Source organism: Streptomyces sp. JN8, assembly GCF_055808075.1.
In genome coordinates, this window is record NZ_CM147852.1 from 1,533,676 (window position 1) to 1,555,719 (window position 22,044).

Below are 22,044 nucleotides of genomic sequence, written 5' to 3' on the forward strand. Positions count from 1 at the left end.
ACTCGGCCGGGCCTCGACGAGGCCCGGCCGACTGCTGCGCCCCCTCCCCCGGACCGGCGGTGTGCTGCGCCCCCGCTCCCCCGGACCGGGCGGTCCCGCCCTCCGGGGCCCGCGCCCGGGGTGCGGATACGGCCAAGAGGAAGCCGCCCCTCCGAGGAGAGCCGCGCCGGCCCCGGGAAGGCGGCGGGAAGCGGGATCCGGAGGATCCGGCGGGGTCGTTGTCGCACAAGGATCGTGCGGGTGTCACGCAACCGTCACGGAGCCGTCGTGGCCCCATCGCACGCGGAGCCCGCCGGATGGCCGGAAAGCGCTGGGCGGGATCCCTCTCGCGGACCCCGGAGTCGATCACCTCACATACTGCGCTGACCGGTGGGCGGACGCCGTCGCGTCCCCGCCGGAACCGATCATTCGACCTCATCCCGAGCTCCCTGGGGGAGACTTGCGCGCACATGTGAAGAGAGCACGCGCCTTCACCGTCGCAGCGGCCACGTCGGTGGCCCTGCTGGCAGGCACGACCGGCCCCGCGACGGCCGCACCCGAGATTCCGCGCCCCGGCGGCGGCCAGCGGATCCCGCTGGTCACCGGCGACCGCGTGGTCGTGAACGCCCAGGGCCGGATGGTGGGCTTCGAAGCCGCCGCCGGCCGCGAGCACATACCCGTCCAGGTCCAGCGCGTCGGGGACCGCACGCTCGTCGTGCCCGCCGACGCGCAGCGCCTGCTCACCGCCGGCCGGCTGGACCAGCGGCTCTTCGACCTCGGTGTGCTCACCGACGCGCGGCTGCGCGACAGCCACCGGGACGGGCTCCGGCTCATCGTGCGGTACGACGGCGGGGCGGGCGCCGGTGCCGCACGGGCCGGAGTGCGCGCCGCCGGGGACACCCAGCTGCGGCGCACCTTCCCCACCCTCGACGCCGACGCCGTCGGCACCACCCCGGACGACGTCGCCGAGGTCTGGGAGGCGCTGACCGACCGGCGGGGTGACGGCCTGCGCGCCACGGCCTCCGGCATCGCCTCGGTGTGGCTGGACGGCGTGCGGACCGCGAGCCTGGACCGCAGCGTCCGGCAGATCGGCGCCGACAAGGCCTGGGAGTCCGGCTACGACGGCACGGGCGTCACGATCGCAGTCCTCGACACGGGCGTCGACCGCACCCATCCCGACCTCGCCTCCCAGGTGGTGGGCGAGAAGAACTTCTCGGCCTCCGCCGACGCCGAGGACCGCGTCGGGCACGGCACCCACGTCGCGTCGATCGCCGCCGGCACGGGAGCCGCGTCGGGCGGCCGCTTCAAGGGCGTCGCCCCCGGAGCCAAGCTGATCAGCGGCAAGGTCCTCGACGACGACGGCTTCGGCGACGACTCCGCCGTCCTCGCCGGCATGGAGTGGGCCGTCGCCCAGGGCGCCGACGTCGTCAACCTCAGCCTCGGCGCCCCCGACAGCCCCGGCGTCGACCCCCTGGAGGAGGCGGTCGACCGGCTGTCCGCCGAGACGGGCACCCTGTTCACGGTGGCCGCGGGCAACGAGGGCGAGGGCGGCGCCTCGACCGTGGGCTCCCCGGGCAGTGCGGACGCCGCGCTGACCGTCGGCGCCGTCGACCGCGACGACCGCCTCGCCCCCTTCTCCAGCACCGGCCCCCGCGTCGGTGACGGCGCCGTCAAGCCGGACGTGACCGCGCCCGGCGTCGCCATCACCGCGGCCGCCGCGGCCGGCAGCGCGATCGACACGCGCCCGGGCACGCCCCACCCCGCCCCGGGGTACCTGCAGCTCGACGGCACGTCCATGGCCACCCCGCACGTCGCGGGCGCGGCGGCCCTCCTCAAGCAGCGGCATCCGGCCTGGAAGTCCGCCGAGCTCAAGGGCGCGCTGACCGCGTCCGCCAAGGGCGGCGACCACACCCCCTTCCAGCAGGGCACCGGCCGCATCCAGGTCGACAGGGCGCTCGCGCAGACCGTCGTCGCCGACCCGGTCTCGCTGAACTTCGGCACGGCCGCGTGGCCGCACGCCGACGACCTGCCCCTCACCCGCACGGTCGCCTACCGCAACCTCGGCACCACCGACGTCACCCTCGACCTGTCGGTCGCCGGCCTCGACCCCGAGGGCGCACCGGCCCCCGCGGGGTTCTTCACGCTCGGCGCCGACCGCGTCACCGTCCCCGCGGGCGGCAGGGCCGAGGTCGATCTGACCGCCGACACCCGGATCGGCGACGCCGACGGCGGCTACTCGGGCTACGTCACCGCCACCGCGGCGGGCCAGTCCGTCCGCACGGCCGCCGTGGCCGAGCGGGAGGCGGAGTCGTACGACGTGACCCTCCGGGCCGTCGGACGCGACGGCGCGGACGCCCGGCACTTCCAGAGCACCCTGATCGGGATCTCCGGCCCCGCGGCCGGCTTCGAGACCCGCGTCGTCGACGAGCCGGGCAGCCACACCATCCGGGTCCCCAAGGGCACCTACACCTTCAACACGGCCGTCTACGAGGACCCCTCGGACTTCAAGAAGGGCACCGACTGGATCGCCCAGCCGAAGCTGGAGATCTCCGGCGACACCGTGGTCACGGCCGACGCGCGCACCACGAAGCCCGTCGACCTCACCGTGCCCGGCATCGACACGGTCGACTACGGCGGCACGTACTACGAACTCGGCGGCACCGACATCGGCCGGGTCGGCAACGGCTGGGTCCTCCGGGGCTTCACCGGCTTCCGCACCGCCCACCTGGGCCCGGCCGTCACCGACGGCTCGCTGCTGCAGACCTGGGACGCGCACTTCCTCAAGGACGCCACCAGCCAGTACTCGGTCGCCTTCGGCGGCCGGACGGACACCGTCTCGACCGGCTACACCAGGCACGTGAAGGCGAACGAGCTCGCCACGCTCAAGGTCGGCCTCGGAGCCTCCGCCCCGGGCAAGTCCGCCCTCGTCTCCCCCTTCGCGCGCATCCCGGGCGCACCGGAGGGCAACGGCTTCTCCGACCTGCAGCCCGCACCGGGCACCCGTACCTTCTACGTCTCCACCGCCGACGGCGTCGAGTGGCGCACCAAGTTCGACCAGGCGGGCGCGCCCGACCAGTGGGGCTACCCGGCCTACGAGGGCAGCTGGGAGACGGCCCTGCCGAAGCGCTACGAGGCGGGTCGGACGTACCGGGAGACGTTCAACACCGGTGTCTTCGGGCCCCTCCTGAGCGAGAGCGCCGGAGTGTTCCGCACCGCCCCCGACCCGGCGACGGGAGAGCAGCTGCTCGTCGGCTCGCTGCCGCTGTTCGCCGACGGCGCCGGGCACCCCGGGTTCTCCCCGTACGCCTCGGCCAGGTCGACGCTGTACCGCGACGGCGTCGAGGTCGCCGAGAACGACGACCCGCTGACCGGCGCGAAGCCCTTCACGGTCGACGGCGCCGATGCCGAGTACCGCCTGGTGACCTCGGTGGAGCGCCCCGCGGGAGTCGCGGGCGCGGCCACCCGGGTCGAGACCGGCTTCACGTTCCGCTCCCGGCAGGTCGCGGCCACCACCGCGCTCCCGGTCTCCACCGTCCGCTTCACCGCCCCGGTCGACCTCGCCTCGCGAGCCCCGGAGCGCGCCACGGTCGCGGTCCCGGTGACCGTGCAGGGCTCCGCGGCCGGGAGGAACCTCAAGTCCCTGGCGGTGTCGGTGAGTTACGACGCGGGAAAGACCTGGCAGCGGGTGCAGGTCCGGAACGGGTCGATCAGCGTGAAGAGCCCGGCGAAGGACAGCGGCATCTCCCTCTCCGCCGTGGTCGCGGACAAGCAGGGCAACACGTCGACGCTGACCGTCCACAACGCGTGGCTCGGCGGGTGACGGCGGTCCGCTGACCGCAGGACCGGGCCCGGCCGGGAGCGCCCGGCCGGCCCGGTCGGCCCGGACACGGCCGGTTCGCCCGGCTGATCGTTCGCACCGACACGACGGAACGGCCCCACCACCTTCCGGTGGTGGGGCCGTTCCGTCGTGTCGCGGGGGTGGGGGGAAGTCCCCCGCGCCTCGACCGGATCAGGCGCGACGGCTTCGGTTGCCCGTGAGGACACGGTAGAGGAGGAGCAGGATCATCGAGCCGACGATGGCGGCGATCCAGGTGGAGAGGTCGAAGAACCCGTCGATGGCGTCGACCCCGAAGATCACCTTGCCGAGCCAGCCGCCGAGCAGGCCGCCGACGATGCCGATCAGGATGGTGACGATGATGCCGCCGGGGTCCTTGCCCGGCATGAGGGCCTTCGCGATCAGTCCGGCCAGCAGGCCGATGAGAATCCACGCGATGATGCCCATGATGCGCCTCCAGTTCGTGGCCCGAGAATCTCCTGCACTCCGCATGTACCGATCCGGCGCCGCCAAACCCCTCTTCTCGAACAGATGCGTCCTCGAAGGCGGTGCCGGCGCCGCGCACCTCAGTCGGACGGGACGGCGGTACGCCTCCGCTGCCACCACCGCGGCTGGGTACGGGGGCGCACCGCGCGCCCCAGCCGTCGGCCGAGGAGCAGGTAGCCGATGAGCGCCCCCGACGTGTTCAGGAGGACGTCGTCGATGTCGAAGGCGCGTCCCGTGATGAGCGCGCCCTGGACCAGCTCCACGAGCAGCATGGTGGCGGCGGTGACGAACGCGACCCGGAGGAATCCGCGGGTCCTGCGGGACAGCAGCGGCAGCAGGATTCCGAAGGGCACGCCGAGGGCGATGTTCCCCCCGAGCTGCTTGACGGTGTCCACGAACCCGGGCTGGTTGAGGTAGTTCTCGATCGAACTGCCCGGTGTCAGGTTGTTGTGGGTGAGGGGCACGGACGCCGGCGAGGCCTCCAGGGTGAGCCCGGCCAGGACCACCGCGAACGCCACCATGGCGGCGAGGGCGAGGAGGGTGACGAGCACCCGCACGAACCGTCCGGGCCCGCGCCGGACCGGCGCCGCCGCCTCCTTCCGCTTCGGGGGCGCGGCCGGCTCCTTCACGCTCGGCACCGCGCGGACCGGCGCGGCGCCGTCCTCGGCGCCTCCACCGGGCCCGGCTCCGGCCGGCTTCACCGCGACGCCCTTCCCGCCGCCTCCCGCCCCACCGACTCGTCTGCGCACCTCGGTCCACCCGATCATGTTCCTGCCCCTCCTGCGTACGACCGCCTTCGGACGGAGCCCGCGTACCCGCGACCCCCCGGCTGTATGCCCCGCCGGGCGCCGTCGGGCCGCGACCGCGGCACACGCTCCCCACCCGTCCCAACCCCGCTCGGCGTGGCGAGAGTTGGGAATGGGAGGCCCCGACGCGGGCACGAGGCGAGCATGGGACACGACACCGAGATCAGACCTTCGCCCACCGACGACCGGACCGAGAAGCGCACCCGGGGGAGATGGCGGACCGTCATCGTCGCCCTGGTCGTGGTCGCCGTCGCCCTCATGCTGATCGGCCAGTTCTTCCGGCTCCCCGGTCTGGACGTCTTCGGGACCCGGGTGCAGGACCGGACCGGCCCGGCCGTGCTGAAGTCCGTGCAGGACCTGAGCCGGTACGAGGGCGCGGCGGGGACCTACCAGGTGGTGGTCGACCTGGAGCGCGACGCCCGGTTCCTGCCGGACGCGATCCGCGGCACGCGGACCCTCTACGTGGCGAACGGCAGCGTCGGCGCCTACGTCGAACTGGGCGGCCTCGGGGACGACGCCGTGACCGTCGACGCCGAACGGAACCAGGCCACCCTGCGCCTGCCGCACGCCCGGCTGGGCGCGCCGGCGCTCGACCCGAAGCGTTCGTACGCCGTCTCCAAGCAGCGCGGACTGCTCGACCGCCTCGGCGACCTCTTCTCGGACAACCCGTCGAGCGAGCAGGCCGTCAACGTCCTCGCCTCGGAGCGGATCGGCGACGCCGCCCGCGAGTCCGGGCTGACGGCCCGGGCGGAGAAGAACACGACCGAGATGCTGGACAAGCTCCTGCGCGGCCTCGGCTTCGAGCAGGTCACGGTCGTCTACTCGTGAACGGCGCCCCCGCGGGCCCGACCCCCGGACTCGGAAGGAATCCCTCGTGCCGGTCGTGCTGATGATGGTGTTCGGTGTGGGCGTGGCGATGGCGTGGTGGAGCGTCACGCCCGTCCGCGCCGGCGTGCGCAGGGGGACCCGGTGACGCACGGCGGCCGGTGCCGGTCGACGGCGCCGCGGCGCACACCGCCTCCCCCGGCCCCCGGCACCCGCGGACACGGGAGGCCCCGGCAGGGTCGTCCCTTCTCCCGCTGGGGCCGTCCGCCCCGCGCCCTCGGTACGGGACCCCGCGCCGCGCTCCCGGGACGGCCCTCCCGCACCGTGGCCGACGCCTGCGGTTAACCTGCTGGTCGGGGCGGTGCGGCCCGGCCGCGGCGCCCGAACCGACCACGGCGAAAAGAGCGACCATGACCACGACGGCACGCGCGACCACGCAGCACGAGGACGACCGGGTCCGCGTCACGCGCTGGGACTTCGAACCCGGGCAGTCGACCGGCAACCATGTGCACGCCTACGACTATGTCGTCGTCCCCGTCACCGACGGGCGGACGCGTGTGATCACCCCGGACGGGAGCAGCACCGTCTCGGAGCTCAGGGCCGGCGAGTCCTACGCACGGCCGGCCGGCGGCGAACACGAGGTCGTCAACGCCGGCACCGAGCCGCTCGCCTTCGTCGAGATCGAGCTCAAGTAGCCCCTCGCCGGGATCGAGCGGCCTCCATGCTCACGCTGCCTCGGACGGCTCGCGGAGACGTCTCACGGGCAGGCTCCACCTGGAGCGGCCCGTGCGGAAGCGCCGTCCCCCGGCCCGGGGGACCTCAGGGTGAGCGTCTCCGCACGCCGCTCACCCACCCGGCTTCCTCGCCGCCTCAGAGCAGGTCGCGGCGGTCGTCCTCGACGACCGTCGGCGCGACGGACGGGACGACCATCCGGCGGCGGCGAAGGACGCTGACGTAGACGGCGGTTCCGAGGAAGCCGACCGCCATCAGGATCAGGCCGACCAGGTCGAGGTTCACCGCCTCCAGCTCCCAGTCGGTCGCGAAGGTGAGAACGGCGCCGACGCCGATCATGATGATGAATATTCCCAGGCCCATGACTGCTTCCTCCCATGCGGGTTGGTCAGCGTCCGGGTACCCGGGTACGGGTGGATCATTCCGCTCCTCCGGACCGCCGTCACCACGCCCGCATCTCCTGACGGATCGCCAGAACACCGGCGCTCAGGGCCCCCTGGGCCTTGGACCCGAACCGGAGCCGTCCCGCAGGTGTGAAGCGTCGTCGACGGGCAACACGGAGTGACAGAACGCGAAGACCGCAGCACTCGCCCTCGACGGAAGGAAGGCGGACATCGTGCACAGGATCTGGACGTACGTGACCGCGGCCCCCGAGGAGCACCCCGCCCCGGCAGGGGACGGGGTCAGGGCCGAGCAGCCGCACCGCATGAAGCTCTTCGACTGCTACCTGGCGTTCTTCCGATAGGCGGCGCCCGCAGGGACGCCGTACCGCGACGATCCGAGGAGTCTCCCATGACCGCACTGCTGGCCCGCATCAAGCGATTCGCCCACAGCCCCCAGGGCCGTAGCGCGGCGGCGTCCGTCCGCCGGGCCGCGGCCGACCCCCGCAGGCGCAGCCAGGCGCAGCGCCTCCTCCGCAAGCTGCGCGGCCACCGCTGACGGCCGCTCCCCCGGCCCGTCGGGCCGGTCGTACGACGCCCCGCGCCACGAACGGCGCGGGGCGTCGCCGTGTGCGGACGCGAGCCCCGGCCCTCCCTCACCGGTCGTACGCCGTCATCAGCCGCCCGCACGGCGACCGCGCACCGCGGCTCAGCGCACCGGGACCGGCGGGTCGGGGACCGGGAGGGTGCGGCTGTAGGCGTCCAGGGCCGCGAACAGGCCGGGGGCCAGCCAGTCCTGGCCGCTGTCGTCGACCCGGCAGCCGGCCGACCGCAGCCGGTCCGCGATCTTCCGGCGGCAGGCCGGACCGGCGTCCAGCCGGATGAAGTTGCGGCCGCCCAGGTCGGTGACCTCGCGCTGGTCCCCGGCCCTCACGATGACGGTGCGGTCCGGGTACGCGGCCAGCGCCATGCCCAGTTCGAGGAGCACGTTGGGGCGGGCCTGCAGCCCGGCGCCGGTTCCGTCCCCGCCGTCCCCGCCCAGGCCCGGGTGCAGGTTCACCACGTCGTCGGGGGTCATCAGGACCAGGGTGGCCTGGGCGCGGCGGACCGCGTGGCCGATGACCTCGCCGAGGTAGGGGGCGGCGCTGCCGGTCCCGGCGACCAGGGTCTCCCACTCCAGCGGCCGCAGGTCCAGGGCGCGGAGGAAGGTGAACACGGCGTCGCGGGCCTGGTCGTCGCGGCCGTGGACCACGAAGACCGTGCGGGCGACGTCCCCGTCGGCCGGGTCAGGGCGGCCGGCGGGCGGCGGACCGGCCGGGTGGGGCACGGCACCGGACGGCTCGGCTCGGTGTCGGCTCGGGTGCGGGTCGGAGGCGGTGCGGGCCGGGTCGGACGGATCCGGGTGCGGGTCGGACGGGGGACGGGACGGCCCGGATCGGGTCGGGTGCGGGTCGGACGCGGGGCGGGCCGGCCCGGGCGCGGCGGGAAACGGCTCGGGTGGCGGGGGCAGCAGGGCGAGGGCCTGTTCCGCCTGGGACGCGGCCAGTTCGAGGTAGTGGGCCTCGTCGTCGACGCGGGCGAGGAACCATGCGGCCAGCTGCCGGTCGTCGGCGATCGGCCCCGCCCCGGCGAGGACCGCCGACTCCCGGTCGCGCAGGGTCTCGGCCATGTTCGCGGCGGCGATCGCCCCGGTGCGGTGCAGTTCCCTGAGGGAGAGCGCGAGGGCGGCGGCCGCGCCGCGCCGCCGGGCGAGCCGCCCCGCGCGTCGGTCGAGGGCTCCGGGCCCGCCGTCCGGCGGCCCCGGCTCGGCGTCCGGCAGGCGCACGTCACCGGTGTCGCGCGCGAACACCCGTAGTTCGTAGCGGAGTTTGGCGGCGTGGAGCAGGTAGCGGGCCAGCCGCGGGAGGGCGAGGTCGCCGCGGGACCAGGTCCAGGCGCTCAGCAGGTCGTCGTCGGCGGTGTCCGCGGCGAGGTACAGGCGGCGTTCGGCCCGCGCGTCGTCGCCGGGACCGGGCTCCCAGAGGGTCACGCCCCGGTCGAGGGCGACCACGTCGGTGCCAGGTGGGACGGGGGCCCGGCCGGGCGCGGCCCGGCAGAGGTGGAGCCGGGCGCCGCCGAGCAGGGCGCCGGTCCGGCCGCCGCTGACGGCGTCCCAGAGGGCGTCGAGCCGCTCCGGTCCCGGCGCCCAGGGAAGGCCGACGGGATCGGGCGGGACGGGCCGGCCCGAGGGGCCGGCGGATGCCCCGCCCGGGGCGCGCATGGCCCCCGGGGCGAGGGCGGCCGACAGGACCAGCACGTCGTGGTGGCGGCGCAGGACGGCCTGGAAGCCCTCGTCGGGGCACTCCTGGGCGGCCAGGGCTTCCTCGGCCGGCCCGCCGGCCGTCCGGGGCGCCGGACCGGGCGGCTCCTCGGGCAGGTCGTGCGGCAGGTCGGCCCCGGGGATCGGCCGGTCCATCCGGAACAGCGAGCGCGCCGCCGACCAGATGGCCCGCAGGCCCGCGTAGGCCGCCGCGGCGTCCGGTCCCTCGCAGGGCGCGTACAGGTGGACGATCAGCCGCGGTTCCTCGACGGCTCCGGCTCCGGTCCGCGCCCCGTCTGCGGGGCTCATCCGTCCGTACCCTCCTCGGCCCGCCCGGCCGCCGGCCGGGCCGTGGCGCCGGGCGCGGCGGAGTCGGGTGCGGGGGTGGCGAGTTGGTGGACCAGGTGGTTGACGCGTTCGCGGATCCGGGGCGGTGCCGGGAGCCCGGGGGCGGCGGCGCCGGCACCGGCCCGCAGGACACGGCCCGGCCCGGCCGCCAGCAGGGCCGCGAACGCCCGCTGCCCGGCGGGCGTGTCGGGACTGCCGCCGGCTGCCGCGAGTTCGTCCAGGGCCCGGCCGACCGCCTCCCAGCCCTCCGGGGAGAGCCGCCAGTTCAGGGTGCCGGACAGGACGGCGGCCACGGGGCTCGGGACCCGGCGCGGGGACGGGACCCGGTCCGGGTCCGCGGCCGGACGGTGGCCCGGCGTCGGGTCGGGTCCCCGCTGCGGGAGCTGCTCGGGATGCTGGTCGTTCGGCACGGTGTCTCCGGTTTCCGTCGGGCTCACGGGGCGGCCAGTGCGGCGGCGATCTCAGGGATGCCGATGCGGTCGAGCACGGGCTGGGGAAGGACGATGGTCAGGGCGGGGCAGAACCGGCCCCTGCGGGAGGCCGCCACGAAGGACTCGACGATCATCCGCAGCAGGTCCTCGTGGCGGGTGCCGTCCAGCCGGGCCAGTCCGGAGCCGACCAGCGGCAGGGCCACCGGCATAAGCTGCCCGTGGTCCCGCAGCGCCTCCCACAACCGGTCGAGGCCATGGGCGAGTTCGGGCACCGAGGAACGGGCCACCAGATCGTTGCCCATCCGGCTGTAGGCGACGCCGAAGACCCGGACGCCCGGGAGCCGGAGGACGGCGACCGTGCCGAGCGGGTAGCGGACGAGCTTGCCGCGCCGCTTGTCGGAGCGCGACTCCTTGGCGACCGGCTGCACGCCCCGCAGCGCGACGCGCAGGTCGCGGTCCAGCCTGGCCCGGTCTCCGCCATAGAGACGGTTGACCAACTGCCCCTGCACACTGGACTGGTTGATGACGATGTCGAGGTCGGTGGCGGTGTCGAAGGTGTCGGTGAATCCGACCACCAGATGGGTGTCCCGCTGGGTGAGCAGGTCGCCGCGGGCGATGACGACGGAGACCGCGGGATCGTCGAACTCCCGGCGCAGCAGGCCGCGGTGAAGGGAGCGGACGCGGGAGCGGAGTTCGGCGACCGTGGCCGCGACCTCCCCGTCCCCCGGCAGATCGGCCGCCAGGTCCTCGGCCGTGCGCAACGCCTCGGGTACGCGGCCGAGTTCGAGGTTGACGCGGAGGAGCGCACGGCGGGCCTCCAGCCGGACGCGGCACAGGTCCGCGATGCCCTGCCGGGCGAACGGCAGCCGTTCCACGGCCATGAGGGGTCTGCCCCGCCACAGGGCGAGCGCGCTCTCCAGCAGGGAGGCCTCGGTCACCGCGTCCGCGCGCTGGGCCAGCGCCACCAGGTCGCGGAAGTGGTGGGCGTCGACGCGTTCCCTCGGCAGGTCCAGCCGGTACGCCGACACCGGGCCGGGTTCCGTGCTGACGACCGCCCGCTGGGCCCCGCCGCCGGTGTCCCGGGACAGGGCCTGGCGTAACTGCACGATCCGCTTCTGCACGCTGACCCGGTCGGCCCGGCCGACCGGCCCGGGCCCGGCCTCCCACACGTCCCGGTAGAGCTCGTCGACGGTCACGGCCTCGCCGTCGGCGAGCAGCAGCCGGGCGAGCACCGCCAGCGCCGTCGGCGGCACGGCCACCTCCGCGCCGTCCACCCGCAGCCGGGTCCGGCCCAGCACTTCGACGTCCACCCCGGCACTCATGACGCCCTCCCCGGAATCGGAAGCGGACCGGAAGCGGATCGGAAGCACGACGGGGATTTCACCGGAAGCACTGCCTGGGGTCTCCTTGCCGACCGGGGGATCGGCGCACGGACGGGGCTGCGCCGACGTGAAGGGTGGGGACGAACGCATGACTGCACACGACAGGGGCGCTGCCGGGACAGGCAGCATCGTCCTGCCGCCGCTCAACTTGGTTGAAAGACTACCAAGTTGGGCGCTCCGTACCGGGGATTCCGCAGATCTACGCCCATCGGGGGACGGCCGTTCCTCCGCGGGCGGGGTAGTGCGCCGGCTCGCGGCGCGGCTCCAGGAGCGCCTGCTGGGCGGCACCTCCGTCTCCCTGGGCCCGACCCGCGCCGGATACGCCCTCGCGATGGCCCTGTGGTGCCTGGCGGGGGTCGTCCTGATCGGCGCGGAGAACCGCTTCATGGGGACCTGGGAGGACGAGCTGCGCCACGCCGACCGTGTCCCGGCGGTCCCGGGCCAGGTGCTGACCGTGCCGAGGACCGGGGAGTACGCCCTGTACGCGGACGGACCGGCCGGGTCCGCCCTGCCCGAGCTCGTCGGGCCGCGCATCGCACTGATCCCGGAGAGGAAGGGCGCGAAGCCGCCCCACCTCATCTACCGGTACGACGTCGCGAACGGCATCGCGTATGCCGTCCGGGACGGGGCCGGACGGCTGCGGCAGGGCCGGATCGTGGAGAACGGCAAGCGGATCGAGGCCGGCCGGTACGCCCTGCGGATCGGCACGGGGCAGCGGCCGGGCACCGAGCTGCTGATCGCCTCACGGCCGAGCCAGCGGATCGGGGCGGCCGCCTTCGGCGGCTCGCTGGCGGGCGGCTGCGCCGTGGCCGCCGTGGTGCTGGCCGGGGTGACCTGGGGCCGCCGGTGGAAGGGCCGGCGCCTGTCCGGCTCCGGTGCCGGGGCGGTCCGGCCGGCCCTGACGGTCCTGCTGCCGTCGGCGGCGGCGCTGACCGCGCTGATCGGCGTGGCCCTGGGAACGACCACGGGCTACGGCTCGTGGTCGCTGGTCCAGCACTTCCCGCTGCCCCCGCTGTACGTGGTCGGCGGCGCCCCGGTGCGCGACATGGCGGTGGCGGCGCTGCTGATGGCGCTCGTGCCCTGGCAGCTGTTCCGGCTCGCCCGGCACCTGCGGTCGGCCGGACGGGCGCCGGCCTCGGCCCTGGCCTGTACGGCGGCCGTGTTCGCGGTGCCCGCCGTGGTGCTCCTCGGCATCCTCACCCTGATCGAGCCGCTGGGCCGGTGGGCGGCATGAGCGACTCCCGCCTGCCCGGGCCCGTCGACCCGTCGGACTCCTCGACACCGCCCTCCGGACCGACCGCTCCCGCGGTTCCCGCGGGCGACCGCGGCTCGGCGCCCCACACCGGCGGCCCCTCCGACCCCACGAGCACCGCCGCCCCGACGACCGACTCCGCCACCGTGGCTCCCGCACCACCCGTCCCCGGGCGGCCGCAGGCGCCCCGCCCGTACCCGGCCGTCCCCGGGCAGGGCCCTCGGACCGGCGCAGCGGCGGGAGCCGCCGGGGCCACGGAGGCCCCGCCGCCGACGAACCCGAAGCCGCGCCGACGGCGGTCCTGGAAGCGCCCCGGGGACAGGGCCGTGGCGACCCTCACCCTGGCCGGCGTGCTGCTCGGCGCCGGGGGCTGCCTGCTGCCGTGGACCGCCGGCCCGGACGCCGACCTCGTCCCCGCGGGCGCCCATCCCACCGTCGGCGTCGTCGGCCTGGGCACGACCCTGGGCTGGGCGGGCGGCGACGCCCGCGTCTCCCTCCTGCTGCTGCTCCTCGCCCTCCCGGCGGTGCTCGCCTGGTACCTCGGCTGGTGCGGCGTCCGCCAGCGGATCAGCGGGGCGGCCGCCGGCCTCGCCGCCCTCCTGTGGACCGTGACGGCCCTGGTATCCGATCCCGACCCCGCCACCTGGGAGGGCGCGCCGCTCGACGTGTCCCTCGGCCCCGGCGGCTTCCTGACGGCGGCGGGCGCGGCCCTGGTGGTCGTGGCCTCGCTGACGGCCCGGCGCGACCCGCTCAGCGACTTCCTCGCCGCCGCACGGCGGGTCCACTCCCTGTGGCTGCGCGGGGACCGGGTCGAAGCCGTACGGCGGAGCCAGGCCCTGCTCGCGCGGGGCGACCGCACCCTCGGGGACCGCGATCCGGACGTGCGGAACCTGTGGTTCGTGCACGCCCTGATGCTCGCCGAACTCGGCGCCGTCCCCGAGGCCGTACGGTCCGCGACCGTGGCGGCGGCCCGCTGGGTGGACCGGGACCGCGCCCGGGAGCACGCGCGCGCACGGGGCCGGGCAGCGGGCACCCCGGGCCCGCGGTGGCTGGTCGCCCTGCACCGCGACGGCGGCGCGTACACGACCTGGGCCGCCCTGCTCACCACCGACGCGGTGCCGGTCCTCCTCGGCGAGGCGACCCGGGTCCTCGTCGCCGAACCGGGCCCGCTGGCCCTCCTCCGGGAGGCCCTGCCCGAGATCCAGGCCGCACTCGCCGCGGAGGCGACCGCACATCTGCCCGCACCGTCCGCACCGTCCGCACGATGAGGAGAAGAACATGGACTGGGGAAACCTGTTCGACAAGGGCATGCAGTTCGTCCAGCACGCCACCTACGCGGCGCTGGTCGAGAGCTGGCTGCGCGCCGACGACGACACGGCCCACGCGATGGTCGCCCGGTACGCGGAGGCCAGCCCGGCCGACGAGCGGGCCCGTCTGGAGGAGGCCCTCATCACCCACGCGACCACCCACTTCGACCTCCAGGCCCGCGCCCGGATGATGCGCTTCTACGGCACCTTCAAGGTCGTCGAGATGCTCTGTCACGGCGGTCTGCGATGAGCGGGATCCCCCGGCGCGAAGGGACGGAGGACGCCGGTGGGCGAGAGCCGCTGGAGTGAGGACAAGGCCATGTCCCAGGAGATGCTGGTCTGGCAGATCCGGCAGCGCGCCGAGGCCCTCGGCGACGTCGCCGTGCTGGACCGGGCGACCGAACTCGCCGTGACGCTGGTGGACCACACCCCGGCCGGCCACGAGCGGCGCCGGCTGAGGCTCGCCATGGGGGCCGAACTGCTGGTCCTCCGCTTCGAGTGGGCCGGCCGGTCCCCGCAGGACCTGGAGGTCGCGTGCGAGCTGGCCGGCCTGATCCCGGAGGCCCCGCCGGGTGAGCTCCGGCTGGCGCCGTACATCCTGAACATCCGCGCACAGGCGTGGTACATGCTGGGCAACGCGCGCGGAGACACCGCGGCCCTGGGGCAGGTGCTCCAGGCCCTGGACGAACCGCGGCCGCCGACCGCCCTGGACGCGGGCCACCAGCAGCTGTTCGAGGCGCAGGCGTACGGCCTCCGCGGGCTGGCGGAGCTCGCCCTCTTCCGGCAGACCGGCGAGGGCGGCCTCCTGGACCGGGCCGTCGAACACGTGCGTACGGCCGTCGAGACCCTCCCCGAGCCGCGCGACCTCCCGGTCGATCCGGGGCCGGTCCGCGCGATGATGCGGGTCAACCTCGGCGTGACGCTGCGGTACCGGTACCACCAGACCGGTACAGCAAGCGACCTGAAGGACTCGTTCGACACCCTGGTCCTTGCGCTCGGCGAGCTGCCGGTGTCCCACCCGGGCCTGGCCATCGCCCTCACCAACCTGGGCGGGACCCTCCAGGCCGCGTACCACGCCCAGGGCGACCCGGACCTCCTCGTCGCCGCCGTGGACCAGTTCCGGAAGGTCCTCACGGCGACCGGTCCGGCGGACAGCCGGCTGCCGCAGCGCCGCTCCAACCTGGTATTGGCCCTGCTGATGGTCCACGAGTACACCGGGGGACACGAGCCGCTGCACGAAGCGGTCCCGCTCGCCCGCCAGGCCGCCATCCCGGGCGACTGGTCGGGCGGCCACCTCTCGGCGCACACCGACGCCTACTCCGCGGGCGCGCTCGGAGCGGCCCTCGTCCGGCGCGGCGACCTCCTCCGCGAGGCGGCGGACTTCACGGAGGCCGTGGACGTGCTGCGGCGTGCCGCCGCCGTCCCGGCGGAGGGCGATCCGGAACTGCCCGACCTCCTGAAGCTCCTGGCGGACGCGCACTTCGCCCGCTACGACGCCTTCGGCGACCCGGCGGACCTCGAAGCGGCGACCGCGACGGCACAGCGGATGCTCTCGCTCCCCCACATCTACAGCAGCGACGAGGTGGAGTGCCTGACGCAGCTGGCCCGCTTCCGGATGCGGGCGGCCGCCCGGAGCGCCCCCGCGTCCACGCGGTCCCGGCGGGCCGACATCGACGCGGTGGTCTCCGTACGCCGCCGGCTCGTGTCCCTGACCGACCCCGACGCCTTCGACGCCGTGGCCCGCGCGGTGGACCTCTCCGACGCACTCCGCACGCGGTACCGGCTGACCGGCGACCCGCAGGACCTGACGGACGCCCTGGCCCTCAGCGGTGCCGCCGTCCTGAACGAGGGTGCCGGAGAGCACGACCGGCTCGCGGCCCTGCGGCTGTACGCCACACTCCTGACGGACCAGGCCCGCCGGGACGGCGACCCCGCCGGCCTGCGGCAGGCGATGGCCCTCTGGAAGGTCACCGCGGCGAGCCCCCTGCTGACTCCCGAGGCCCGGGTGCAGGACGCCAGGCTCCGGGCCAAGACGGCCGCCGGGCTGGATGACTGGTCCGAGGCGACCGACGCGTTGACGGGGGCGGTCGCGCTGCTGCCCCAGCTCGCGTGGCACGGGACGGGCTGGTCCAGCCGGGAGAACGTCCTCGAAGGGCTGGCCGGGCTGGCCTCCGACGCGGCCGCCTGCGCGATCCGCGCGGACCGGCCGCGGGAGGCCCTGACCCTCCTCGAACGGGGCCGCAGCGTGCTGTGGCGGCAGGTCCTCCACTTCCGGGCCGATCTGACGGCCCTGCGGGAGGAACACCCGGACCTGGTCAGGGACCTGGAGGAGACCCGGGAGGCCATGCGGCGCGGCGGCGGCACCGGCCGCTTCCTGCCCGCGCCCCGGGACGGCGACGGGCCGGACACGCGGATGCGCGGCCCGGAGGTGGACCGCCACATGGCGCTCGCCCGCCGGTGGGACGACCTGGTGGCCCGGGTGCGCGCGCTGCCGGGACGGGAGCAGTTCCTGCGGGTCCCGCCGTTCGCGGGTGTCCCCGGGAACGGGCCGGACCTGGCCGTGCTCAACGTCAGCGTCTACGGCTGTCACGCCCTGCTGGTCCGCGGCGGCGCGGTCACCTCGCTGCCGCTCGCGACGACGCTGGACGAGGTCTCCGGACACACGCGGCGGTTCCTCGACGCGGTGGAGTCCCCCGAGGCCGGCGACCCCGCCGGCGAGCGGCCCGGCTCCCCCGCGGGCGGCGAACTGCCCGCCGACGTGGCCGCCGACACCCTCGCCTGGCTGTACGAGGCGGTCGCGGGGCCCGTCCTCGACGCCTTCGGCGTACCGGACCGGGCACCCGACGGCCGGGACGCGCCGCGGATCGTCTGGAGCCCCACCGGGCCCCTGACGTTCCTGCCGCTGCACGCCGCGGGGCTCCACACCACCCGGCACCACACCGCGCCGCGGACGGTGATGGACCGTGCGGTGTCCTCGTACAGCCCCTCCCTGGACTCGGTCAGGGACGACGGCGCGGCTCCGGGGGTCCGGTCGGTGCTGCCGCCGTCCGGGCGCGGGCTGCTCGTGGTCGACGTCGGCGACCTTCCCCACCCGCGTGACCTGCCGGGCGCCGAGGCGGAGGCGGACCTGCTGGAGGACCTCTTCCCGGAGGCCCTGCGCCTGTCGGGCGTCCGGGCCGACCGCGACTCCGTCCTGCGGGGCCTGGACGCCTGCTCCTGGGCGCACTTCGCCTGCCACGGCGCCCAGACGGTGGACGACCCCTCGGCGGCGGGCCTGGTCCTGCACGGGGAGGAGGTCTCCCTCGCGGACCTCAGCCGGGCCCGGCGGACCCCCGCACGGCTGGCGTTCCTGTCCGCCTGCGACACGTTTCGCGGGGGCGGGCGCGTCGCCGACGAGTCCCTGACCCTCGCGACGGGGCTGCGCACGGCCGGCTGGCACGACGTGGTGGCGGCCGTGTACCAGGCGGACGACGCCGTCTCCGGCCAGATCGTCCACGCCGTCTACGCGGGGCTGGTGGCCGGCCGTCCGGTGCACGAGGCCCTGCACGAGGCGGTCCTGCGCTGGCGGGACATCCTGCCCGTCGACCCGCGCCCCTGGGCCCACTTCGTCCACATCGGCCCCTGAGCCGCCACCGCGGCCGGTGGCGCCGACGAGAGGAGCACCATGCCGTCGCAGCATCCCCAGGCGGGGCCGTCCCTGCCGTTCCTCCGTGTCACGGAGGCCGGTTACGCGGACACCGCGGCCCGCACGTTCGCCGTGGACCGGGGGCCCGGCGGGGTCGTGCGCCTCACCGGGCCCTGCCCCCGGTGCGGGGCGTGGATCTCGCCGCCGGCCGTCGCGGAGACCGTACGCAGCCGTGAGACCACCGGGCCCGGCCTGGTGACGGTGGTGTGCGACTGCGAGGAGCCGCATCCGCAGCGCCCAACCAACCGCACGGGATGCGGGGCCTATTGGAACCTCATGATCGAGGAGGTACGCCGATGACCTCGCCGCCCGGCGGCCCCGGCGCCGGGCGGACCGCGGGCGGCGGACGGCCGCCGGTCCCGGGGAACGGACCGGCACCGGGCCCGGGAAGCGGGGCGCCACCGGTCCGGGCCAGCGCACCGCCAAGCCCGGGGAGTGGGCCGCCGCCGGGCACAGGCAGCGGACCGCAACCGGGCCCGGGGAACAGCACACCACCAAACCCCGGCAGCGGACCACCACCAGGCCCGGGGAACAGCACACCACCAAACCCCGGCAGCGGACCACCACCAGGCCCGGGGAACAGCACACCACCGGTCCCGGGGCCGCGGCTGCGGCCGGGACCCGCGGCCACGGCGGCGGATCTCCGGCGGGCCGAGTTCCTCGCCGAACAGCTCGGTCCGAACGGCGAGTTGCGCAGGGTCAGGATGGCCGCCACCGCCTGGCGGAACGGCCTCGCCGGTCTGCTGCTCGCCCTCACCGGCTTCACCCTGATCACCGGGCGGTCGGACGTCGGACAGCTGGCCCGCCCGGCCGGCATCGCCGCGGGGCTCCTGCTGGCCGCGTCGCTGACCGCGGGCGGCGCCGGTGCCTGGCTGCTGCTCCGGGCCGCCCACGGGGTGCCCCGGGTCCTGCCCGCGACCGGACCCGTCGACCCGGTGGCCCTCGACCACGAGGAGGCCCTGGCCGCCCTGCGGGACCTGCGCGCAGGACGGCTCCTCGTCCTGCTGCACACCGTGCTGCTGGCCGCCGCCGTGGCGACCACCTGGTACGGGCCGGCCCGCGAGGACCCGGTGCTCCGGGTCCGTACCGACACGCAGTCGGTGTGCGGGACTCCGGGCGCGGTCCGCGGCGGCGTCCTGGAGCTCAAGACCCCGGAGGGCCCCCTCGCGGTGGACCTGCGCCGGGTCACGCAGCTGGCTCCGGCCGCGTCCTGCCCGTCCGCCCCCTGACGGGGCGGACGGCGCTCGGGGCCCGCCCGCGGGACCGCGCCGCGGCCGCTGTCGGAGGCGCGTCGTACGCTTCCCCGAGTCCGACTGCCCCGGGAGATCAGCTTGTCCGTCCACGCGCGGCTCCGTGCCACCGTCCCCGCCCTCCTGCCCGCCGCGGAGGCCGGGCCGCCGGAGATCACCGGGCCGCCGGGGCGGCGGATGCTCGTCCAGCGCGGCGACGGCGAGATCGTGGCCCAGCCGCTGGACGACTCCTTCGCCCCGCGCGGGGCGTCCGTCCGCTTCCCCGCACCGTGGCCCCGCGACCGCGGCACCTGGGAGGTGGCGCCGGACGCGGGCCTGGCCGTGTTCGCCGGGGTGCACGCGGTGCGTGCGGTGGATCCGTCGGGGGCGACCCGCTGGGAGGTCCGCCACGGCTGCTGGTACGGCGCCTGCCGGGAGGCGCACACCTCGTACGAGGCGTACGCCGAGCGGCCGGACCACCGCTACCCCGAGAGCGGTTCGGTCGGGTTCTCCGTGGACGGCCGGCTCGTCTGGGCGCACGTCCGCGGTCCGCTGCCCGGGGGCGAGTCGAGTCCCGACACGGTCGACGAGTGGCTCGTCGTCGACGCCGGGAGCGGCCGTGTGCTCGGGCGCGCGGACGCCGAGGCGGCCGCGGCCGGCAGCATCCATGTCCCCCACCCGACCGATCCCGCCCAGATGGGGCTGAGCATCGGCGAGGGCCAGGACGGCGCGCCGCTGCGCTGGGGCCGCTGGGACGGGAGCGGACTGACGGTGGACCGCCTGGACGAGGACCAGTGCCTGCTGGGCCTCAGTCCCTCCGGCGACCGGCTCATGACCGTCTCCCACGACCAGGACTCCCTCGCCGTACGGGACTCCGCGGGCGCGGTCGTGGACGCCCTGGACTGGAACGCCGAGGCGGCGATCCCCCGGCACCCGGACGCCGCTGGGGAGGCCGACGAGGACGAGGTGGAGCGGTGCTGGGACTGGGCCGGCGGCTTCCTCGACGAGACGACGCTGGTCGCCTCGACCGCCGAGTGCGACGAGGAGTGGGGGCGGGGCCGTCACTGGCTGGTCGCCGCGACGGACGCGCGCGCCGTCGTCCCGATCACGTACCCCTCACGGGTCACCGGTGAGCCGACGGCCCTGGGGGGCGGTGTCTGGTCGACGCCGTCGGAGGCACACGACGTCCTCCACGTCTGGTAACTCGACGGGCGCGACGGGCGCGACAGTTGATCCCGCCGACGGGCGGGGAGCTCCCGGGCGCGGGGGCGCCGCCCGCGCGGTCCCCGTGCGGGCGGGAGGCGCCCGGACCCGTGCGGGTCCGCGCGCGGTCGGCTTGCGGGGCGGCGTCGACGGTCGCATAGTCCGAGGTATGGACGCGCGCGAGGCGGCGCTCCGACGGGCGTACGCGCATGCGGTCCGGTGGCTGGCGAGCCTGCCGGACCGCGATGTTCCGGCCCGCGCGTCGGTCGACGAGATCGTGCGCGCGCTCGGCGCCGAACTGCCCGCCGGTCCCAGCCCGCCCGCCGAGGTCGTCGACCTGCTGGCCACGGCCTGCGAGCCGGGTCTCACCGCCTTCCCCGCCGGCCGCTTCTTCGGCTTCGTGGTCGGCGGCACCGAACCGGCCGCGCTCGCCGCCGACTGGCTGGTCAGCGCGTGGGACCAGAACTCCGTGATGCGGACCGTGTCGCCCGCGTACGCGGCGGCGGAGGAGATCGCCGGGGACTGGCTGCTCGATCTGCTCGGCCTTCCCGCGGAGAGCTCGGTCGGCTTCACGACGGGCGCGACGATGGCGAACTTCACGTGCCTCGCCGCCGCGCGGGACACGGTGCTGAGGGCCGCCGGCCGGGACGTCGCCCGCGACGGCCTCGCGGGCGGCCCGCGGGTGCGGGTCGTCGCCGGGGAGTCCCGGCACATGGCCGTCGACCTGGCCCTGCGCTATCTCGGGCTCGGACGGCCCGAGTCGGTGGCGGCGGACGCTCAGGGGCGGATGGATCCGGAGGCCCTGCGGACGGTACTGGCGGCGGGCGGCCGGGGTCCCGCGGTCGTCGTCCTCCAGGCCGGGGACATCCACTCCGGCGCCTTCGACCCCTTCGCGCCGTGCGTCCGCGCGGCGCGCGAGGCGGACGCGTGGGTCCACGTGGACGGCGCCTTCGGTCTGTGGGCGGCCGCCGCACCGCGCCGGGCCGGGCTGACGGCGGGCTGCGCGGAAGCGGACTCCTGGGCGACGGACGCGCACAAGACGTTGAACGTCCCCTACGACTGCGGCCTCGCGATCGTGCGCGACGCGTCCGCGGTGCGGGCGGCGATGGGCCAGCGCGGGGACTACCTCATCCAGCACGAGCACGGCGACCCCGTCGACAAGGTGCCCGAACTGTCCCGGCGCGGGCGGGCGTTCACGGTCTGGGCGGCCCTCAGGTCACTCGGCCGCTCGGGCGTGTCCGACCTCGTCGAGCGCCTGTGCGGCCACGCCTCGGCGTTCGCCGCCGGTATCGCCGGCATCGAGGGCGCGACCGTCCTCAACGCGGTCGCGTTCACCCAGGTCTGCGCCTCGTTCGGCACCGACGAACGCACCGACCGGATCCTCGCCCGCCTGCTCGACGACGGCACGGCGTGGATCAGCGGCTCCACCTGGCAGGGCAGACGCGTGATGCGGATCTCGGTGAGCAACTGGTCGACCACCGAGGAGGACGTGACCCGCACCCTCACGGCGATCCGCCGGGCGGCAGCGGACACCTGACCACCACCGGGGCACCCCTGCAAGGGAGCCGCCCCTCCGACCGGCTCCCGAGAACGATCGAGGATCGGTACAGCTGCGGCGCGGTTTCATCACCTTCCTGCGGCGGACCGAAGGCATCGTCACGGGAGCCGGGAGGACGTGCGCCTCCCCTCGGCCGCCCTCATCCCCCGATCACGGATCGACGTCCTGCCCCCGCCCACCGTCCCCGGAACCTTGTGTCGCGGTCCGGATGCTCACGGTGCGCAACAGGAGCCCCGGCCCGAGGGAGGTGCTACAACTGTGGTTGTGAGCCCGTCTCGTCTCTCGTGCCCGGCGTACCCGTGCGGTC

Annotated in this window: 19 protein-coding genes; 13 read left to right on the forward strand and 6 right to left on the reverse strand. The window is 75.7% G+C overall.

Translation table 11 applies throughout. The features are described from left to right. The first annotated feature begins 451 nt into the window (after positions 1-451). Positions 452-3,799, forward strand: a complete 3,348-nt coding sequence (locus ACY0MR_RS06645) for a S8 family peptidase (protein WP_473559734.1) — start codon at positions 452-454, stop codon at positions 3,797-3,799. A 189-nt stretch (positions 3,800-3,988) separates the two neighbouring features. Here the strand turns inward: ACY0MR_RS06645 and ACY0MR_RS06650 are convergent, their stop codons facing one another. Together ACY0MR_RS06650 and ACY0MR_RS06655 are read right to left on the reverse strand one after the other, a co-directional pair. Continuing rightward, complete coding sequence (locus tag ACY0MR_RS06650) at positions 3,989-4,261, reverse strand: GlsB/YeaQ/YmgE family stress response membrane protein (protein ID WP_361858451.1); 273 nt, start codon at positions 4,259-4,261, stop codon at positions 3,989-3,991. 119 nt (positions 4,262-4,380) lie between these two features. Then, positions 4,381-5,067: a VanZ family protein gene (locus ACY0MR_RS06655; RefSeq protein ID WP_473559736.1), complete on the reverse strand. Its 687-nt coding sequence runs from the start codon at positions 5,065-5,067 to the stop codon at positions 4,381-4,383. Between the two features lie 183 nt (positions 5,068-5,250). Here ACY0MR_RS06655 and ACY0MR_RS06660 point away from each other — a divergent pair, with 183 nt between their 5' ends. Both ACY0MR_RS06660 and ACY0MR_RS06665 read left to right on the forward strand, forming a co-directional pair. Beyond that, positions 5,251-5,934, forward strand: coding sequence for a DUF4230 domain-containing protein (locus ACY0MR_RS06660; protein ID WP_388795595.1), 684 nt, complete (start codon positions 5,251-5,253; stop codon positions 5,932-5,934). 407 nt (positions 5,935-6,341) lie between these two features. Further along, on the forward strand, positions 6,342-6,626 hold the full coding sequence (locus ACY0MR_RS06665) for a cupin domain-containing protein (protein ID WP_388795598.1): 285 nt from the start codon (positions 6,342-6,344) through the stop codon (positions 6,624-6,626). Between the two features lie 175 nt (positions 6,627-6,801). Here the strand turns inward: ACY0MR_RS06665 and ACY0MR_RS06670 are convergent, their stop codons facing one another. Next, positions 6,802-7,026, reverse strand: coding sequence for a DUF6458 family protein (locus tag ACY0MR_RS06670; RefSeq protein WP_361858463.1), 225 nt, complete (start codon positions 7,024-7,026; stop codon positions 6,802-6,804). Positions 7,027-7,279: 253 nt separating this feature from the next. Between ACY0MR_RS06670 and ACY0MR_RS06675 the strand changes: the two genes are divergently transcribed. After that, entirely contained in the window at positions 7,280-7,408 is a 129-nt protein-coding gene (locus ACY0MR_RS06675) for a hypothetical protein (RefSeq protein WP_404078153.1), read from the forward strand. Positions 7,409-7,455: 47 nt separating this feature from the next. Further along, positions 7,456-7,602, forward strand: coding sequence for a hypothetical protein (locus tag ACY0MR_RS06680; protein ID WP_361858468.1), 147 nt, complete (start codon positions 7,456-7,458; stop codon positions 7,600-7,602). Positions 7,603-7,752: 150 nt separating this feature from the next. On the opposite strand, the gene ACY0MR_RS06685 is transcribed toward ACY0MR_RS06680, so the two are convergent. Genes ACY0MR_RS06685 through ACY0MR_RS06695 form a run of 3 tightly spaced genes read right to left on the reverse strand, consistent with a single transcriptional unit; the run spans position 7,753 to position 11,443 of the window. Beyond that, the gene (locus ACY0MR_RS06685) at positions 7,753-9,651 is read right to left on the reverse strand and encodes a CATRA conflict system CASPASE/TPR repeat-associated protein (protein WP_473559739.1); all 1,899 of its coding nucleotides are present in this window, start codon (positions 9,649-9,651) and stop codon (positions 7,753-7,755) included. Further along, positions 9,648-10,100, reverse strand: a complete 453-nt coding sequence (locus tag ACY0MR_RS06690; RefSeq protein WP_473559740.1) for a CATRA system-associated protein — start codon at positions 10,098-10,100, stop codon at positions 9,648-9,650. The genes ACY0MR_RS06685 and ACY0MR_RS06690 overlap by 4 nt, the downstream gene beginning before the upstream one ends. A 23-nt stretch (positions 10,101-10,123) precedes the next feature. After that, on the reverse strand, positions 10,124-11,443 hold the full coding sequence (locus tag ACY0MR_RS06695) for a macro domain-containing protein (RefSeq protein ID WP_404078143.1): 1,320 nt from the start codon (positions 11,441-11,443) through the stop codon (positions 10,124-10,126). A gap of 301 nt (positions 11,444-11,744) precedes the next feature. Here ACY0MR_RS06695 and ACY0MR_RS06700 point away from each other — a divergent pair, with 301 nt between their 5' ends. The 8 genes from ACY0MR_RS06700 (at position 11,745) to ACY0MR_RS06735 (ending at position 21,716) form a co-directional block, all read left to right on the forward strand. Further along, complete coding sequence (locus tag ACY0MR_RS06700; RefSeq protein WP_388795613.1) at positions 11,745-12,737, forward strand: hypothetical protein; 993 nt, start codon at positions 11,745-11,747, stop codon at positions 12,735-12,737. Further along, complete coding sequence (locus ACY0MR_RS06705) at positions 12,734-14,023, forward strand: hypothetical protein (protein ID WP_473559743.1); 1,290 nt, start codon at positions 12,734-12,736, stop codon at positions 14,021-14,023. The genes ACY0MR_RS06700 and ACY0MR_RS06705 overlap by 4 nt, the downstream gene beginning before the upstream one ends. Before the next feature lie 10 nt (positions 14,024-14,033). Then, complete coding sequence (locus ACY0MR_RS06710; RefSeq protein ID WP_388795618.1) at positions 14,034-14,312, forward strand: hypothetical protein; 279 nt, start codon at positions 14,034-14,036, stop codon at positions 14,310-14,312. 69 nt (positions 14,313-14,381) lie between these two features. Next, positions 14,382-17,687, forward strand: coding sequence for a CHAT domain-containing protein (locus ACY0MR_RS06715; protein ID WP_473559745.1), 3,306 nt, complete (start codon positions 14,382-14,384; stop codon positions 17,685-17,687). Between the two features lie 39 nt (positions 17,688-17,726). Continuing rightward, complete coding sequence (locus ACY0MR_RS06720) at positions 17,727-18,047, forward strand: hypothetical protein (RefSeq protein WP_473559747.1); 321 nt, start codon at positions 17,727-17,729, stop codon at positions 18,045-18,047. Between the two features lie 404 nt (positions 18,048-18,451). Next, positions 18,452-18,976 (forward strand): hypothetical protein, encoded by a 525-nt coding sequence (locus ACY0MR_RS06725; RefSeq protein ID WP_473559749.1) that lies wholly within the window; start codon positions 18,452-18,454, stop codon positions 18,974-18,976. Between the two features lie 102 nt (positions 18,977-19,078). Then, entirely contained in the window at positions 19,079-20,179 is a 1,101-nt protein-coding gene (locus ACY0MR_RS06730; protein ID WP_473559751.1) for a hypothetical protein, read from the forward strand. Between the two features lie 169 nt (positions 20,180-20,348). Then, positions 20,349-21,716, forward strand: a complete 1,368-nt coding sequence (locus ACY0MR_RS06735) for a pyridoxal phosphate-dependent decarboxylase family protein (protein ID WP_473559753.1) — start codon at positions 20,349-20,351, stop codon at positions 21,714-21,716. Positions 21,717-22,044 lie beyond the last annotated feature (328 nt).

Bases quoted from the DNA above. Each gene is read 5' to 3' on its own strand.
- ACY0MR_RS06720 (WP_473559747.1), top strand. From the start codon at position 17,727: ATGCCGTCGCAGCATCCCCAGGCGGGGCCGTCCCTGCCGTTCCTCCGT.
- ACY0MR_RS06665 (WP_388795598.1), top strand. From the start codon at position 6,342: ATGACCACGACGGCACGCGCGACCACGCAGCACGAGGACGACCGGGTC.
- ACY0MR_RS06650 (WP_361858451.1), bottom strand. From the start codon at position 4,261: ATGGGCATCATCGCGTGGATTCTCATCGGCCTGCTGGCCGGACTGATC.
- ACY0MR_RS06660 (WP_388795595.1), top strand. From the start codon at position 5,251: ATGGGACACGACACCGAGATCAGACCTTCGCCCACCGACGACCGGACC.
- ACY0MR_RS06655 (WP_473559736.1), bottom strand. From the start codon at position 5,067: ATGATCGGGTGGACCGAGGTGCGCAGACGAGTCGGTGGGGCGGGAGGC.
- ACY0MR_RS06670 (WP_361858463.1), bottom strand. From the start codon at position 7,026: ATGGGCCTGGGAATATTCATCATCATGATCGGCGTCGGCGCCGTTCTC.
- ACY0MR_RS06685 (WP_473559739.1), bottom strand. From the start codon at position 9,651: ATGAGCCCCGCAGACGGGGCGCGGACCGGAGCCGGAGCCGTCGAGGAA.
- ACY0MR_RS06680 (WP_361858468.1), top strand. From the start codon at position 7,456: ATGACCGCACTGCTGGCCCGCATCAAGCGATTCGCCCACAGCCCCCAG.
- ACY0MR_RS06715 (WP_473559745.1), top strand. From the start codon at position 14,382: ATGTCCCAGGAGATGCTGGTCTGGCAGATCCGGCAGCGCGCCGAGGCC.
- ACY0MR_RS06725 (WP_473559749.1), top strand. From the start codon at position 18,452: ATGGCCGCCACCGCCTGGCGGAACGGCCTCGCCGGTCTGCTGCTCGCC.
- ACY0MR_RS06710 (WP_388795618.1), top strand. From the start codon at position 14,034: ATGGACTGGGGAAACCTGTTCGACAAGGGCATGCAGTTCGTCCAGCAC.
- ACY0MR_RS06735 (WP_473559753.1), top strand. From the start codon at position 20,349: ATGGACGCGCGCGAGGCGGCGCTCCGACGGGCGTACGCGCATGCGGTC.
- ACY0MR_RS06695 (WP_404078143.1), bottom strand. From the start codon at position 11,443: ATGAGTGCCGGGGTGGACGTCGAAGTGCTGGGCCGGACCCGGCTGCGG.
- ACY0MR_RS06705 (WP_473559743.1), top strand. From the start codon at position 12,734: ATGAGCGACTCCCGCCTGCCCGGGCCCGTCGACCCGTCGGACTCCTCG.